Source organism: Turicimonas muris (assembly GCF_002221595.1).
GTDB lineage: Bacteria > Pseudomonadota > Gammaproteobacteria > Burkholderiales > Burkholderiaceae_F > Turicimonas > Turicimonas muris.
This window is the reverse complement of sequence record NZ_NHMP01000003.1, coordinates 149,561-165,794: the sequence shown is the minus strand read 5'-3', so window position 1 is coordinate 165,794 and position 16,234 is coordinate 149,561. Positions and strand designations below refer to the sequence as shown.

General features: G+C 40.6%; 17 protein-coding genes and 1 tRNA gene. 12 read left to right on the top strand and 6 right to left on the bottom strand.

All coding sequences use genetic code 11. The annotated features are described in order from the left end of the window. Position 1: 1 nt before the first annotated feature. Positions 2–1,111, top strand: a complete 1,110-nt coding sequence (locus tag ADH67_RS06080; RefSeq protein ID WP_066593119.1) for a relaxase/mobilization nuclease domain-containing protein — start codon at positions 2–4, stop codon at positions 1,109–1,111. Between the two features lie 57 nt (positions 1,112–1,168). Here the strand turns inward: ADH67_RS06080 and ADH67_RS06075 are convergent, their stop codons facing one another. Both ADH67_RS06075 and ADH67_RS06070 read right to left on the bottom strand, forming a co-directional pair. Then, a complete protein-coding gene (locus ADH67_RS06075) occupies positions 1,169–2,056 on the bottom strand; it encodes a hypothetical protein (RefSeq protein WP_066593118.1) in 888 nt (295 codons plus the stop codon). Continuing rightward, entirely contained in the window at positions 2,053–2,904 is an 852-nt protein-coding gene (locus tag ADH67_RS06070) for a DNA-methyltransferase (protein WP_084081479.1), read from the bottom strand. Before ADH67_RS06070 ends, ADH67_RS06075 begins: the two co-directional genes overlap by 4 nt. Before the next feature lie 590 nt (positions 2,905–3,494). Here ADH67_RS06070 and ADH67_RS06065 point away from each other — a divergent pair. The 4 genes from ADH67_RS06065 (at position 3,495) to ADH67_RS06055 (ending at position 5,208) form a co-directional block, all read left to right on the top strand. After that, positions 3,495–4,157: a nucleotidyl transferase AbiEii/AbiGii toxin family protein gene (locus ADH67_RS06065; RefSeq protein WP_066593113.1), complete on the top strand. Its 663-nt coding sequence runs from the start codon at positions 3,495–3,497 to the stop codon at positions 4,155–4,157. 7 nt (positions 4,158–4,164) lie between these two features. Beyond that, positions 4,165–4,572: a hypothetical protein gene (locus ADH67_RS06060; protein ID WP_066593110.1), complete on the top strand. Its 408-nt coding sequence runs from the start codon at positions 4,165–4,167 to the stop codon at positions 4,570–4,572. Then, complete coding sequence (locus ADH67_RS13630) at positions 4,569–4,700, top strand: hypothetical protein (protein WP_255202393.1); 132 nt, start codon at positions 4,569–4,571, stop codon at positions 4,698–4,700. Before ADH67_RS06060 ends, ADH67_RS13630 begins: the two co-directional genes overlap by 4 nt. A 256-nt stretch (positions 4,701–4,956) precedes the next feature. Beyond that, the gene (locus ADH67_RS06055; protein WP_089275716.1) at positions 4,957–5,208 is read left to right on the top strand and encodes a hypothetical protein; all 252 of its coding nucleotides are present in this window, start codon (positions 4,957–4,959) and stop codon (positions 5,206–5,208) included. Between the two features lie 28 nt (positions 5,209–5,236). Here ADH67_RS06055 and ADH67_RS06050 read toward each other — a convergent pair whose 3' ends face one another. Together ADH67_RS06050 and ADH67_RS06045 are read right to left on the bottom strand one after the other, a co-directional pair. Further along, positions 5,237–6,553 carry a tyrosine-type recombinase/integrase gene (locus tag ADH67_RS06050; protein ID WP_066593104.1) on the bottom strand — a complete coding sequence of 439 codons (1,317 nt, stop codon included), beginning with the start codon at positions 6,551–6,553 and terminating at the stop codon, positions 5,237–5,239. 204 nt (positions 6,554–6,757) lie between these two features. Further along, a tRNA-Ser gene (locus tag ADH67_RS06045) sits at positions 6,758–6,851 on the bottom strand. Positions 6,852–7,142: 291 nt separating this feature from the next. On the opposite strand from ADH67_RS06045, the gene ADH67_RS06040 reads away from it, so the two are divergent. Together ADH67_RS06040 and ADH67_RS06035 are read left to right on the top strand one after the other, a co-directional pair. Next, positions 7,143–8,612, top strand: a complete 1,470-nt coding sequence (locus tag ADH67_RS06040; RefSeq protein ID WP_066593101.1) for a DegQ family serine endoprotease — start codon at positions 7,143–7,145, stop codon at positions 8,610–8,612. A 551-nt stretch (positions 8,613–9,163) separates the two neighbouring features. Then, complete coding sequence (locus ADH67_RS06035) at positions 9,164–9,349, top strand: hypothetical protein (protein WP_066593099.1); 186 nt, start codon at positions 9,164–9,166, stop codon at positions 9,347–9,349. Positions 9,350–9,558: 209 nt separating this feature from the next. Here ADH67_RS06035 and ADH67_RS06030 read toward each other — a convergent pair whose 3' ends face one another. Continuing rightward, positions 9,559–10,227: a MarC family protein gene (locus ADH67_RS06030; protein WP_066593097.1), complete on the bottom strand. Its 669-nt coding sequence runs from the start codon at positions 10,225–10,227 to the stop codon at positions 9,559–9,561. Between the two features lie 70 nt (positions 10,228–10,297). Between ADH67_RS06030 and mtgA the strand changes: the two genes are divergently transcribed. Then, positions 10,298–11,020, top strand: coding sequence for a monofunctional biosynthetic peptidoglycan transglycosylase (gene mtgA / locus ADH67_RS06025; protein WP_066593095.1), 723 nt, complete (start codon positions 10,298–10,300; stop codon positions 11,018–11,020). A 201-nt stretch (positions 11,021–11,221) separates the two neighbouring features. Here mtgA and ADH67_RS06020 read toward each other — a convergent pair whose 3' ends face one another. Beyond that, positions 11,222–12,328 carry an acyltransferase family protein gene (locus ADH67_RS06020; RefSeq protein ID WP_066593092.1) on the bottom strand — a complete coding sequence of 369 codons (1,107 nt, stop codon included), beginning with the start codon at positions 12,326–12,328 and terminating at the stop codon, positions 11,222–11,224. Positions 12,329–12,599: 271 nt separating this feature from the next. Here ADH67_RS06020 and ADH67_RS06010 point away from each other — a divergent pair, with 271 nt between their 5' ends. The 4 genes from ADH67_RS06010 (at position 12,600) to lolA (ending at position 16,234) form a co-directional block, all read left to right on the top strand. Continuing rightward, entirely contained in the window at positions 12,600–13,187 is a 588-nt protein-coding gene (locus ADH67_RS06010; protein WP_143597730.1) for a hypothetical protein, read from the top strand. Between the two features lie 216 nt (positions 13,188–13,403). Then, positions 13,404–14,426, top strand: a complete 1,023-nt coding sequence (locus ADH67_RS06005) for an amidohydrolase family protein (RefSeq protein ID WP_066593086.1) — start codon at positions 13,404–13,406, stop codon at positions 14,424–14,426. 9 nt (positions 14,427–14,435) lie between these two features. Further along, a complete protein-coding gene (locus ADH67_RS06000) occupies positions 14,436–15,110 on the top strand; it encodes an orotate phosphoribosyltransferase (RefSeq protein WP_066593085.1) in 675 nt (224 codons plus the stop codon). A 503-nt stretch (positions 15,111–15,613) separates the two neighbouring features. Then, positions 15,614–16,234: an outer membrane lipoprotein periplasmic chaperone LolA gene (gene lolA, locus ADH67_RS05995; RefSeq protein ID WP_084081478.1), complete on the top strand. Its 621-nt coding sequence runs from the start codon at positions 15,614–15,616 to the stop codon at positions 16,232–16,234.

The window sequence follows — 16,234 nt, the reverse complement described above, 5'->3', positions numbered from 1 at the left end:
GATGAAATTATCAGACAACCCTTTTTTAGAAGATTTATTTCCGACGCCACGAGCTCCAAAAGGGAGTTTCAAAAGAGAGTTCGAGACGGTTAAGTCGACCGCTGCTTTTCGCTTTTCGGCCCTCGGGTCGAAAACGAAGGCGGCCGGAGTAGTAAACGGAAGACCGGAAGTTGTTATCCGATTAGGAAGACCTAATGTTCGCTCTTATTCTCATCTGATTAAAACCGCTGATTACATTGCCCGGCATGGAGATGTTGAAGTTGAAGATCAGAGCGGGCAGATTTTTACAGATAAAGCCGAGTACCGAAAAATTCTTTATCAATGGAAACTTGCTTCAGATATGGGAGAAGGTGAAGCAAAATACGGCCATGCAAGAAGAATTATTCTGTCTATGCCTGAAGGAGTTGATGAGGAAAAATTTCAGAAATCTTGCCGGATGTGGGCCAAAGATATGCTTCCCGGTTACGATTATTTAATCGCTTTTCATTTAAAAAGCAATGACAAAAAAACTCATCAGCCTCATTGTCATATTCTTCTGCGTACCATTAGTAAAGACGGGAAGAGGTTTCATTTAGACAATCAAGAGACGGCTGCCTTTCGTGAGCATTTTGCTTCATGCTTGTTAAAAAACGGCATCGAAGCTAATGCCACACGGAGGTGGTCCCGTGGCAAAACAATAAAGTCTGTCAGTCAAGCTGACTATCACGTCGCCCGCAACCGTGTAATGACTAATGAAGAGCGGGCACGGATTTATGCCATGAGCAAAAAGCGCAATCTTTTGAACCATCAGAAAGAGAGAATGCAGCGGATAGCTGACGCTTTCGAGATTGGTGCGGAGATTGAAGATCCGGATGGAATTGTTCAAGCTAAAAAAACGAGAAAGAAAGTTATCGGACTTGCCAACGGTGCGGCTCAGCAGCTTCTGCGTTCTCAAAATCAGGCCGACAGAGAGTTGGGTAAGAAACTTAAGATTCACTACGACAATCTTTCTCCGGTCGAAAGTGCACAGCAGAAAATGCTCAGAAAGATGAACGAAGAAAGAGCACAGCAGATTCGACGGCTTCAAGCAATGCGAAAGAGGAAGCGATTTGAGAGAGGAGCTCAGAGGTAGAGCGGAGAAACGCCTCTCGTTTCCGTCCTTTCGGACGGAGGGTTCTCGGCGGTCTAGCTAAAAATCCCACATATCCTCGACTAACAACTGATCGAGCTTGTGGATCGAATCCTTAAATTGCTTTGCAGATGTGGCAACATCAACATAGTACACACCAGAAAGGGGCGTCAAATATACACTGTAAGCTCTGTAATGGCCCGGTAGGAATGTAGAGGATACTTTTTTTGATTGAGTTCTTTGAACATCATTCAGTACTACTGCGATAAACGGAATGTCTTGGCTAGAGCATTTCTGGAAAAACAATTTATCCAAGAAAATTTTATCCAAATGGTCTTTCGTGGATGTTTTGATCTGCCCAATTGCTCGTCGTTGACCTTCTTTTTCAAAAACAATGTCATATTCAAAAGAGAATGTATCCTCTGAATCTCCGATATTAATTTTCTCAACTGCATGGCTGTTTTCAATTCCGCACTCCTTAACTAAGTATCTGATGAGATTTTCGAAGTATGCTCCATTCTTTTTTCTAGCCTTGTTCGGATTGCCAAAAGCGTCCAATGTACAAGCGATTGACATTTGACAGGTATAAACAAAACAATTGAGGAGTTCCCTTTTTGCTGAATCGTCCTTTATTTCCCTAACAGACTTTATTATTTTTAAAAATTCAGATTTGTTGTGAGAGAACTCATTAATGTCTAGGAAAAGATCTTTATTTATAGGCCGCGTTAATGAAAAGTTTACCGACTGAGGAAATTGAATAAAGTAGTAATCATGATTATTGATTGCAACAGTAAGACTTTGAAGATTCGCTTGATTGATTTTTAAACCATCCTTCTTGGATAACCCTGTGTAATCTAAAAATTTTTCAGCAAACTCCAGATGATCCGCCAATGTTTTTATAGACCCTTGGGCATCTACAGAAGCCATCAGTGAGTGAATATTTATCATTTTAGTTTTCTACGCCTTTCTATTTCTTTTTTATCGTGTTCGATCCATTCTTGAATTGACATAGACGGAGAGCATAATAATCTGTTAATCGCCATGTCGTTGTAGTCAGCATGGTTATCATTGACTAAAAATTTTCTCCTTAACTGGGTGGCGACAACTGCTGTGGTGCCAGACCCCGAGAATGGATCAACAACAAGATCATTTTCATTAGTACTTGCAAGCAACAATTTTCTTATCAATGCTTCCGGCTTTTGGGTTGGATGCCGAGTTTTCTCTCCCATACCGTTACAGGTGGTAGGAATAGTAATAACATCTTTAGGCTTCGCGCCTAAAGGGTTTGGTATCCAATTCTCATTTTTCCCACTGAATTGACTAGTTTTGCCTGAAAGAGGTCTGCTTGGGTATTTCAACGTGTGAGAGTTATAAGGTATTCGTATGGGGTCAATATTGAAAATAAAATCATTTGATTTCCTTAGACACAATACGCTTTCGTGGCTTCTGCCCCAGTCTTTTCCGAGATTGGCTTTGTTGTCATAGTACCAGACCAGCCAGCGGCACCTCTTAAAATACTGCATAGATGGTCTTTTTAAGTCTGCAAGAATTTCTGAAAATCCACAAACGTACAGAGTACCTGACGCCTTGAGAATACGAGCGCATTCGGAGATCCACTTCACTGACCACTCAATGTAAAAATCATCCGAGGAGAAATAGTCCCATTTTGCTTTTTTTATATTGTATGGCGGATCGGCAAAGACGGTATCCGCTGTACCGCTCGGAATACTTTTTAAGAAATCGAGACAATCTTCTTGAAAGATCTTCCCGTTTTCAAACTCAAAAATTGGTTCCATTCAAAATGCCTTAGAGAGTTTTTACATAAATTGATTAATAATGAGAATTTTACATTTTTCTCCTTAAACTAATTCACGGAGGTTTCTCGGCAAATGAGCTAAAACACTTGAACTCCTCTGCTTTAGCTTTGTTTTTTAACCTAGGATACACACAGGCCCCGCCAGCTCAAAGAACCAACGAGGCCATTTACTCATGTGTCTAGCAGTAAAGGATTAAAACCACAGCGACCACAAACTTAATGAGTAATCGCAGGATTTGCTTTATACTAGTGTTCAAGGTTTGATTACGCATGACAAACCTTTTACTTTGAGCGGCTCAAGGAGTACGAATCCTTGGGCCGTTAGCTTTGGTTTTTGCTTCAAAGACTGAGCGGGTGACCAGAGCGAAACCGTTCAATTCCACGTTTAGTCATGCGCACCTAAACAGGACGGGTGCATTTTAGCAAAACTCCGGATAAGAAGATTTTCGAATATTGCTCAGCAAAGTCATTGCCAAACAATTTTGTCTTGCACAATATTGACAAGAATGTAAAAAACAAGCTCTATACTTTTCCAAGAGTAATATTAAATTCCTCTGGGGACGAGGGAAGATGAAAGACTGGAAAGAGCTACATGAGAAAATCTTGATTAGTTATTTGTTGTTGCTGAACAAGCAAACTGATCAATTTATTCTTAAGGATGGAACGGCTTTATCTCGCTGCTATGGTCTAGATAGATTCTCCGAAGATATTGATTTGGACGGTCACAAACAAGATATTAAAGAACCGACGAGAAGATTTTGTGACCGATTTGGCTTCACAATGAGAGTTGCCAAGGACACATCAACAGTAAAACGGTGCCTAATTGATTACGGCGGATTGGAAAAGCCTTTGAAAATTGAAGTCTCTTACCGAAACCAACAAATATCTGAACAAGACTGGCAGATTGTTGGAGGAATTAAAGTTTATTCAATTGATGCCTTAGCCAGAATGAAGGCCAATGCCTACAACGGTCGTGACAAAATTAGAGACCTTTATGATCTGAGCTTTATTTGCAATAATTACTTTGATAAGCTTTCTCACGGAACCAAAAATACAATACGTGATGTACTCTCTTACAAAGGTATAGAGCAATTTGACTACCTCGTTGCAACTCAAAAGGATCCACTCATCGACAAAGATAAACTTGCCGATAGTTTCTTGACAATGCATGACAAGCTGGGTCTTCTTCTCGATAATACGCAAGAGAAGAATAAGCTGGAACAAAACCGCTGAGGTTTTTATGAAATATATAAGCGGCATACATGCTTTGAATTTACGCTGCAGCCTGCAAACTTGCGGTGACTGGCATCAATCCGGTATTCAATGGAAGATGCCCACAGTCCGAGAATCTTCAAATTCTTTGTTTGGTGATTACGGAATCGAAAAAAATTCTTACGTCCCTGAACATGAGGGAACTTTCAATACTGCTAATCATATCCGGGCCTGTCTGGATTTATTGGCGGAAGGAAATTTCGGTTATGCTCAAGGAATGCGTAACGAGCTTATTTGCAATGACAGCTATACACCGGAGATTTTTAAAAAAGTTTACGTGCTAAGGAACCTGAAGCATTGGGATAAGATTAGCCAATTCATGGGCAAAGAGTACGGAATTCAATGGTTGAATTTTCTTTCGAAGGAAAAGCCATGAGAAAAGAACTAAAGCCGGTTTTTACAGAACAACAGATAAAGACAGCGAAGGAACTATCCCAAAAGTATATCTGGTGGGAGAAGCCGGAAGAATTTTTAGAATGCGATCCGCTCTTTATTTTGGCTTAAGTCATGAATTTGTGTACGTTGAGTGACTGGGGGTTGATGTTGGAAAAAATTTCGATAAAACCCTTCTTATAAGTGTTCTTAAAAACGCAAAAAAAAGGATGGTTTGATGACAAGAGATGGAACTTTTGGCATTTATATTTTGGTCTATGTGAGCCCGGAGAAGTTCCCCCTCTGCCGAAGAGGAAGATAGTTCTTCCTAATGGAGAGGTTTTGGAAATATGACGATTCAAACAGAACTAGGACAGGATTAGACAAAATGTTTAAAGATACTGTTGCGGAATTTGTAGAAGAAGAAAGAAGATCAATCAAGCCTCCTACTGTAGAAATAAGTACCGAGGATTTTTTGAAGATAGTGGAAACTTTGAGTGATCCTTTTAACGGATTAAAAAAATCGACGAAAAGTTTGTGTGCTAATTTAATTTGCGATTATTGTCAAAAGCGCATGATTGATAAAATTCCGATGTCAGAAGAGGAAAGAGAATATCTTGCAGCCCTGAGGAAAGCGTAAACTCCAGCCTCTTCCAACGTTCTTTGTACTACTCTTCTTTGAGTAGGGAAGTGCAGTACCGGCCCCAATCTTCCATGATCGTGCGTCTTTCTTTTTCTAGTTTTGACCTATCATATGCGCCTTTATAAGGGTCGTTTCTAGAATGAAGAAGGCATAACTCAACCGCTTCTTGGTCGTACTTCTTATTGTTGGCGAGTTCATCGCATTTAGCCCAAGTACGGAAAGTCGAACGAGCACTTCCGTGTTGAGTAGCGATACTTTCTTTGCCAGTTCTTGTCGTTTTGTCTTTATCAATCCAACCCACATTGTCAATGCTCTTTTTCCTAATATGGGCTTTTCTGATTACTTGAGTCATTGCCATATCAGTGTATGGCCGACCATAAGAGTTAGAAAAAACGTAGGGGCAATTAGGAAACTTAGTCACTTTTTTTAAGAGATTAATAGCGGCAGAATTCAAAAAGATTTGATTTCTTACTTTGATATTTTTGACTTTATCGTCCTCTAATGGGACAGTCCAGATTTTATTTTCAAAGTCAATATCTTCCCATTTCATATTCCTTATGGCCTTCGATCTGGCCGCAAGATAAATTGAAAGCAACAGCATTTCTGACGAAGGGCTGATAAGAGAAGATATGTCTTTCACAAAAGAGGGAATTTCTTTGAAATCAATACTTGCGTAGGTCTCTTCTAGCTTGCGATTTTTGTTATATGGCTCAAGCAAAACACCTAGTGAACCGTGAAGATCTGCCGGATTTGAAGATTCTGTGCGGTAATTAAGCGCAATTGCCCAACGAAAAACGGCCCGAATATCACTTAATACTTTTGAGGACGTTGACGGGCTGCGGTTCCATATTGGCAACATGACGTCTCTAATGTTTTCTGGCTTTAGCGAATTAATGTCCATGTCTCCTATAACCGGGAAAACATGATTACTAAGACGGCTTAACGTATCTCTCTCTCCCTTTATATTATTTTTCCAGTAACCATTCAAAGCCCGCTCACGGACAAATTTTTTTGCGATGTTTTTAAATAAGACTTCTTCTTTCTTTTTCTCTTTTGTTGCAATTGCTCTTGATTCTTTAAGCTTTTCTTTTCGCTGTTGACTAGGATCAATACCCTCTCGTAATAACTGACCTAGTTCAATCGCTTTTTGTCTGGCTTCAGAAAGGGTAAGAGCTTCGCAAGGCGCAATAACTAATGTCTTTCTTTTTTCAAGGCATTGATAACGGAAATAGTATGTTTTTTTACCTTTGCAGATTCTTAGGTAAAGCCCTTTCGCTCCCGAGATTGAATACCATCCATTCTCTTTTGTGTTTTTAATATGCAAAGCTGTAGAGAGTGCCATCGTTCTAAAACCTTCAAAAATGGTGACTAGGGTTTTCCTTAAGACGTTCTATGTCACCAAAATGTCACCACTTGGCGACCTTATGCAACGGAACTTATTTGATAAACTTTGATAACACGAAAAACGTAATATCTTGAAAATCAATAAGTTTGGAAGGAATTTTAAGGTTTTTTGGAACTTATTTGATGAACTTTGATATAAGGATGGCGGAAGAAGAGGGATTCGAACCCTCGAGACCGGTTATAGCCAGTCTGCGCCCTTAGCAGGGGCGTGCCTTCAGCCTCTCAGCCATTCTTCCGCACAACTTCACTCGTCTGTTTGAATGAAGCACGAATTGTATAGGTAAAAAATAAAAAGGTCAAATATTCTTTTGATTGGAATCCTTGGAACAAGAGTGCCAATGGGAGTGAGGCGTTCTAAAGAGGATTTTTAAAATCGACAAATGGATTGTTTATCAATTTGTATACAAAGAAATGTCTTTTTACCTGTTTTACGAGTGTTTGCTAACAAAACCTCTCGTTAAGGAGACATTAATCAGGAACTGAAATATTCTCAAAATGAAATTCTTCCCTTAACACTTGGAGAACTAATGATTCAAAAGATATTGAACAAGAAAGTGTTAGCCGCTGCAGTCGCTCTGACAGCCGCTTCCGGGTTTTTCTTTTCCCAGAACAATGCGCTTTCTCCAGTCCCTGCAGTTCATGCTCAGTCCTCTGTACAGCAGCTTCCTGATTTCACAAAATTGGTCGAGGAAAATGGTAAGGCAGTCGTCAGCATTGACGTTACCAAAACAATGTCAAAGAGACCGCATCCTTCATTGGACGGAATTCCAAAAGATCAACTCGATCAGTTGAGACGTTTTGGCTTCCCACTCCCGTTCGGCCAAATGCCGAAAGCTCCGGGCGGAAAGGCTCCTAAAAGAAAAGGACAAGGTTCCGGCTTCATTATCAGTTCTGACGGTTTGATTCTTACAAACCATCACGTTGTTCGTGATGCAACTGACATTACCGTTCACTTGACTGACAAACGGGAATTCAAGGCCAAGGTTCTTGGTTCAGATGAAAAAACTGATATCGCCGTTGTTAAAGTCGAAGCTACCGATCTTCCGACGGTCAAACTCGGCAAGTCCAGCAAGGTTAAAGTCGGAGAGTGGGTTGCTGCCATCGGTGCTCCATTCGGACTCGAAAACACTGTGACGAGCGGTATTGTTTCTGCTAAGAGTCGAGACCTTCCGGACGACCAGTTCGTTCCTTTCATTCAGACCGATGCGGCTGTGAACCCTGGCAATTCCGGTGGTCCGCTGTTCAACATGGCAGGAGAAGTTATCGGTATTAATTCTCAGATCTTCTCTACTTCAGGCGGTTTCATGGGCTTGTCTTTTGCAATTCCTATTGATTTGGCTCTTGAAGTTAAGGATCAGCTTCTTAAAGACGGTAAAGTTTCCCGCGGCAGAATTGGAGTTCTTATCCAAGGTATGTCTCCGGAACTAGCGAAGAGTTTCAACCTTAAGAAGGCTGAAGGAGCTCTTATTGCTGAAGTCCAGAAGGAAGGTCCGGCTGCGAAGGCTGGACTGCAGGAAGGCGATATTGTTATTGAATATGCTGGCGCCCCTGTGTCTGAACCTCGCGAACTATCCAGGGCTGTTGCAAAGACAAAACCCGGCACCTCTTCCAAGATGAAAGTTATTCGAGATGGTAAAGAAGTCGTAGTGACAATCACTGTCGAAGAAATGAAGAGTGCGCCTGAAGTCAAAGCCAGCGTTCAGGAAAAAGCAAAACTCGGGGTCTCTGTTCGTCCGTTAAATGATGAAGAGAAAAAGAAGTTTGAAAATGGTCTTGTCATTGTTGAAGTGACTCCTGACAGCCCGGCTGAAGAAGCTGGCCTTAAAGCCGGAGACATTCTCATCAAAGTTGGAGGCAAGACCGTGAAGACTTTCGATGAACTTAAAGAGACAGTAGCTAAAGCACAAGACTCGCTTCCTGTCTTGGTTGACAGACAAGGTCAAAGAACTTTTGTTCCAATTAAGCTGAAGCCTGAAGAAAAAGCTGACAAGAAGTAAGACTCAGTAATGAACAAGTAAAAAGCGCTCTTCGGAGCGCTTTTCCAATACTGCCGAGGACTTAAGTAATTTTTTTAAGCTTATTTTTCATCCTATTGACCTCATACTTTACGTTCGGTACGAGGTAAAAGTATTTCTAAAAGTTATTAAACGGAAAATCTTGCTGATGAAAAAATATCAATGAAATCGTGTTGAACATTAACTTGTTGATTATTACAAATAACTTTTAAATGGCTAATAAAAGTAAGGTATGTAACATAATGGAAAACAAGGAGAAAATAGAGTGAATGCAAAGGTTCGGGAAACTCTAATTTTCTTGTTTTTTGTATAGGTTGCTAAATATTAGTGGGCTTATCTTTTAAGAAAAAATCCCAAATAGACAGTATCAGACAAACAGATCACAGGGAGAGTCCTAATAGTATTTACATGAAATTCAAAAGGATTTAGCCCCTTACCCACTTATTAAAATATATCCGATGTCTATAATGAATCGTGTTCAGTAAAGGCAAAGAAACAGTTCGTAGAGGTATCAGTGCAGAGGTTGGAGGCTCATGCGCTGGATTAGAAACCAAGGCGAAATTCCTTATCTGTTTTCTATGCCATTTGTGGAGGTGAATATGGAACAGCTATTACAAGAAATGTCAGCTTACAGCGATTTGCTAATCATTCTCGGAGTTTTGGTTTTGGCGATCGTAAGTCTCTATTCTAAAGTTTCTGGCAAAAAACAAAAAAAATAACTTTTCGTTGTTCGGTTACGTATTCTTTGACTTTTCCAATCTTAATAATCAAATCTATGCGCAATGAGTCCGGTCCAGTTTATCTTTAATTGACCTCCGTCTTCTAAATGCGCTCCGGAAGCAGAACGTATAACGTCCTTACTTCTAAAGTAATTGGACCTCACATCAAGAGGAGGTCCAATCAGGTTTGAAGATTGACTTGTCGTTCTTCAATGAGGAAGACTTACTACCAGTTTTGTCACTAAGTCAGATACGCCCGTCCACAAAATTTGGACTCCAAGGCAAAGAAGAATAAACGAGAAAATTCTTTGAATGGCATCCGATCCGGTTGCTCCAAGACGAGCAGTAATGCGGTCTGAGTATTTAAAGCAAACAAAGATAGTAAGAGTAGTTGCTAATGCAGCTAAATTAACGGCAAGAATGTTAGTTAGGTTAATTTCCGTTGAAGTACCGATAGCGGTGGCTACTGAGATGGCTCCCGGCCCAATCGTCAGAGGTAAAGTCAAGGGATAAAATGCCTTAGCCATCAGTTCGCTGGTAGAAATTTTCTTGGCAGGATCTACTGGAGCGTCTTCGGCAGTCGGGGCATTAAGCATTGCCCAGCCGGCGCCAAAAAGAACTAATCCGCCGCCGACTCTTAAAACGCCGAGAGAAATTCCAAAAAAACTCAGGATAAAGGATCCGATCCATAGTGAAACAACCGTCATAAAGAAGCAGTAGACTGCGATTCTTGCAGCAAGTTTTCCGCGGATCTCTCTAGTGGCTGACATCGTCATGGATAAAAAAAACAAACCCCCGCCAATTGGGTTGATCACCGTAATCAGAGAAGAATAAACATACAAAAATGTATTGGAGAACTGAGATAAACTAAAATCCATGATTTGAACCGTTATTAAAATGCACGTGCAGTCTTGATTCGGAAGCGAATATTACTCTAATAGTTTTTCCATGGTGAAGATAAGAAACAAAACTGGTACTTTTGCTAAATGGATAAAGAGAGTAGTGCTGGCTTTTCTAGTTCTTTTCCTCATTTTTCAAATTCACTACATCCTCAGGATTACCTGGTTTGGTTTTTTCGAGCCTTCTTCTACGCCGTATATGAGGCAGGAAGAAATTCGAATGAATGAGGCCTCTTTGAGAAAAATTCAATATCAGTGGGTCGACTTCTCCCAAATCTCTCCTTATTTGATAAGAGCAGTGGTTGCAGCCGAGGATGCCAAATTCATGGAGCACTCGGGCGTACAGTGGGAAGCCGTTCGGGAGGCTTTTATTGCCAACATTCTGAAGGATAGAAGAGCACCCGGGGGTTCTACCCTGACTCAGCAAACGGTTAAAAATCTATTTCTCAGTCACGAGAGAAGTTACTTAAGAAAAGCGGAAGAAATATTTCTTGCGCAAATGATGGAATTGCTCTGGAGTAAAAAGAGAATTCTTGAGACTTATTTAAATATTGCTGAGTTTGGAGACGGAATTTTTGGGGTGGAGGCCGCCTCACGCTACTACTTTCATAAAAATGCTTCAAGACTGAACAAATCTGAAAGTGTCTGGCTGGCCTCCATTCTCATCAACCCCAAAGAGTATCAGAATAGAAAAAGGACACCTCATCTCAACCGCCGAATTAATCGAATTAATCACGACATGGAACTTGTAGAAGTCCCCTCACGGAAATAAACCGGAATCTAATGAGTTTATTTGCGGAAAAAACTTCTGCTAAATCTGTTTGTGGTTCGAGCTTTGACTTGGTACATCAAGTAGGCTTGAAGTAACGCTTTTAAAACTTTCTTCATAAATCACCTCCTTCACGCCTATAGTACCCTAAGTAAGGGGATTTACTTATTGATTTTTGCTCAAAACAGAACTAATTACAAATTTCTAATTTGGACTGTCAAAGAATCTCTGAATTTTTGAGTCTATCGGAGCAAGCTTCGGCATAAGGACTCGCTTGAACCACTTCCTCATATAGTGTTCTCTTCCCATTTCTATAAGAGTACAAATAGTAAAGACTACAGTCGTAACCCCCAAAGCATAAGGAATGAAATAGGGTTCATTTAAATGCTCATTGATATTAAACACAGTCTTCCAAAGCCACGGATAGAGGGTCGGATTCTCATGTATAAGATAGACGCCGAGCATGGCTGCGGCAACTTTGTTTATCCATGGAAAATACCCGAGACGCCATTGTTTAAAGAGAATAAAAAGTCCCAGTGAGGAGAGCAGAGTAAAAATGCTCGTCATATTGGCAAAGGTAAACCAATCAACAAATCCAATGTTCCATGAACTTCGGTTACTCATATCCGCGATCCAGATTAACCCGGCAACACAGAGCCAAGGAACCGTCGCCAGGAGAACGGCTTTTAGTGTAGAGAACCGATACCTCTCTAATTTTGTTCTCAGATAAGCACCGACGAAGAAGAGATAAATAAACCAAAGAAGGGAAGAACCGTAATACTCTGTTCTTGTGGTAATTGTAGGAATCACGGACCAAATTAGTCCAAAAACTAATATTAGAGCCAGAAGTTTCTTTCCTCCCAAGGAGCGAATGGTAAGGGTCAGGAAGGGGGAAGCAAGAATCAATACAAAATAGGCAGAAATAAACCAATAGAAATCATTTCTTATTGGAAAGAAACAACTGATTAGCCCCGACCAAGTAAATTCTTTGATTCCCACGACGGTAAAAACTAAATAGAAGAGAAATACATAAAAGAAAGTAGAAATCCAGAGATAAACCAAAGAACTTAGCTTGCTTATCTTATTGCAGATGAAATATCCGGTGATAAGAACAAATAAGTCGACACCGATTTTGCCGCCGGTAGAAAATAACTGAGTGAAATAGTAGTTTCCGCTCATTGGAAAATCTCCTTTCCAGATCGGCACTCCTCCATGTACGGCAAAGTGATGAGCAACGATAAGAAACATCGCTAATATTCTTGATGCTTCAATATTTGAAAAACGTGGAACTTGGTTCGGCGCGTTGTTCATTAAATGGTTTCCTTCTTAAATTAAATTATGGATTTCCCTAATACATAGCAAAAGACCTCGGTAGATTTGAAAAATATTGCCCAAAGTGAGTATTGGATGAATTTAGTACGCAAATTAAAAAACGCCGTTAAATGTCGACAGGTAGGCAATTCCGAAAAGGGTGAAGAAAAAAGAGATTTTTTATCGCTGAAAAGCGCGAAATGGCTAAGAAAAACCCTGACGGAAACTTTAAATGCTTGTATGATTAACTATAACAGGATGGAGGGATGTTATGACAGAGAGGGGCGAATACTCTCTATCCTTCCAGCAATTTTTAAGCAAAAATGAGCGGAAGATAGAAGCGATCCACCAATCTGCCTCTCGGGTAACAGGTCAAATTAGTCACCCGGCAGAGGCTAGGTTTTCAGATCTGGGGATGTACCTGGAAGAGATAAGTCAAGTCATTGACCGGTTGCGCCAATGGAGAGCGCAGACCAAGCAAATTCTCGACGGTATCAACAAAAGGTATCCTCCAGAGAAGACTAGGGAGCTCTTGTCTCTTAAGGAATATGGGGAACTCTGCAATTTGATTGGTTTTACCGCTCAGGAGTATGTCCAACTCAATGAAAAATACGAAAAGTTAATTTTCGGTTTGGAAGATCTTCAGTCCAGTTACTCCTATATTCATTCTGCCGACAACGAAATCAAGCTTTCTCCTCATCAAGCTGAAGTTTTGTTAGATATTCTCGAAGAATTGGATCGCGAGCATCGGTTGACAGACGAAGGGGTGGAACTTTTAGCTTATCTCTATGATGCCACCGACAAGCATCACTCTCAGAAGCATTCAGAGCTTTCTACAACAAATAGCTCAATTAACTAATTTTCCAAGATTTACATTTCGGGGAAAGTCCTTTAAAAAAACACAAAACGAAAGTCTCTAGTTTTGATATCCTTACGCCTATGAAACTTAACTGCACAAGAATAAAACTAATTAGTTCGGTACAAAAATTCGACAAGGCGCGATTGCACCTAGGTTTACTATTTCTTAAAAACGGCTTTGAAGCCGTTTTTTTTACATGCGGAGAGCTTTATCAACATGAATTTAGAAACACCTCTTACCATCCGCTCGATGATTGAGCCCGTTATCAAACGAAACGGAGGCTGGGTTAATACGCACGCGCATGCAGATCGTTCATTTACTCTCAGTCCTGATGTTTTACACATGCGTAAGACCTGCACTTTACAGCAAAAGTGGGATGCCTTAGATAAGTTAAAGGCTGAATCAACGGAAGAAGATTTTTACAGAAGATTTTCTCAGTTATTTGAGCTCATGATTTCTCAGGGAGTTACTGCTTTGGGAACCTTCGTGGATATCGATCCTCAGAGTAAAGACAGAGCAATCAAAGCAGGTATCAGAGCCCGGGAGCACTATAAAGATCAGCTGGAAGTTAAGTTTGCCAACCAAACTTTGAAGGGTGTCATTCATCCGGAAGCTAAAGAATGGTTTGATATCGGTGCCGAAATGGTTGACATCATCGGTGCTCTACCGAAGAGAGACGAGAAAGACTATGGTAAAGGTTCCGAAGCTTTCGATATCATTCTAAGTACGGCTAAGAGATTAAATAAGATGGTTCATGTTCACGTGGACCAGTTCAATGAGTCTTTGGAGTACGAAACTGAAGAACTTTGCATGAAGACTATTGAGCATGGAATGCAAGGTAAAGTAGTAGCTATTCATGGTATTTCTATTGCAGCTCACTCTAAGAAGTACAGACATCGTCTTTATGAACTCATGAAGCAAGCTGATGTCATGATGATTGCTTGTCCAACTGCTTGGATTGATACTCCGCGTTCTGAGGCAATTGGTCCGGTTCATAACTCCATGACTCCTGTAGATGAGCTTGTTCCAGCTGGAATTACAGTTGCTTTAGGAACGGATAACGTCTGCGATGCCATGGTGCCGTGGAATAACGGTGATATGTGGCACGAACTCACCACATTGGCCACCGGCTGCAGATTTGACGAAATGGAAGAATTGGCAAAGATCGCCACAATTAATGGCAGAAAGGTTCTCGGTCTTCCTCCTCTTCAGAACACTGACTTCACAGTACATATTTAAGGAAAGAGAATGGCAACATCATTTATTGCTCAAGACATTATTGCAGAACATCTTTTGGTAAATAATGCCATCGTATTTCTGAAAAACTCTCCTATGCGTCTGAAGTCAGGTTTGATTACTCCGATCTATGTGGATAACAGAATTTTGTCTTCTTTTCCGGAAGCTTGGAGAGACGTCATTGAAACTATGGCTTCGAGAATTATCGAACTCCAGCTGAATTTTGACGTGATTGCTGGCGTAGAAGGCGCGGGAACTGCGCACGGTGCTGCTTTAGCCTATCGTCTGAATGTTCCGTTCGTTACTGTAAGACAACAAGCAAAAACTTATGGAAACAAGAGCCGTATTGACGGGGTGGATGTAAAAGGCCAAAAAGTATTGATTATTGAGGACCATTTATCTACCGGTATCTCTTTACTTGATGCCGTAAAGGTCCTAAGAGAAGTCGGGGCAGAGGTAACTGACTGCTTTGCAATTACTAACTTCGATATGCCGGAAACCACTCGTCTTTTCTCTAAGAACCATGTAAAGGCCCATCAAATGCTTTCGTTTGAATTTATCGTCAACAAGGCCGTACAGATGGGTTTAATCGGACCTGAGGATCTAGACGATATTCATTCCTGGCTTGATACGCCATGGAGCTGGGCTGCTCAACGCGGTTTACTAGCTCACACAACAGAAAACTAATAAATCCTAACCACGAGAGACTCCTTCCAGTAAGGAGTTTTTCTTTATCTAGAACACTGAAGAAGAAAAGAGGTTGGCTTCCCTGTACCGGAACGCAGCAGGAGGTGTTTGCTGCCTTCGTGAATGGAGGGACGTACAGGGAAGCCTAGAGAAAAATGCCAACTCGGATTAAAGACCGGGCTAGAAAATTTCACAAAAGCTAACAAATCAAACACTTCTTTAACACTCGAGCTAATTTTAGGACCCCCCTTTTATTTTGTGAATAGAGAACTTCCATAATCAAAAAAACGAGTAAGGGAAAAAGCTTACCCCCAAAAAACTGAAATGCCTTTAACCTAAAAGAGGTAATTACTTGTTTTTGGTTAAAAATTTTTTACTGTTTTTAAATTTTTTTAGACTCAGTGATTTCCCTTAACTAAAAAAACAAAGTTAAAATTAGTGAAAATCATTAGTGTGTTAAGTAAAGAGATTTCTCAAGTCCAATATTTTCGTCGGAGATTAATTTGAAAAAATTCTGTTTTCCTCTTTTAATGTCCTTTTTCATCAGTACATATGCCTTGGGAGCCGAGGGGATTGAGCTATTGGAGAATTTCTCAAAGAATGTCAAAAATGCCCAAGGAGAATTTGACCAAACGGTGGTCGATAAAGGCGGAAAGCAAATTGACCAGTCTTCCGGTAAGTTTGTCTTCTCGAGACCCGGAAAATTTTTATGGCAGTACACTGTCCCGTTTCCTCAAGAGATGATTTGCAACGGAAAGACTATATGGGTTTGGGATAAAGATTTAAACCAAGTGACGGTCAGATCTGCGAAGGAGACTATCCCACAAAGTCCCGCCGCAATTCTGTTCGGCGATTCCAATATTAAGAAGTACTGGAAGGTTAAGGACATTGAAGGCGGGGATAATTTAAATTGGATTGAACTCGTTCCCATAGCCGGGAATCTTAACTTTTCTAAGATTACGATGGGCTTTAAAGGTGACCTTCCGGTCAAAATGGAGTTTGTAGGTTCCCTCGGAGAAACTTCCAAGCTCACACTAAAAAATGTTGTAACTGACGTTTCTCCCGGTTCTAAATTTTTTAGTTTCGAAATTCCTAAAGGTGCCGACGTTGTAAGACTGGAGTAG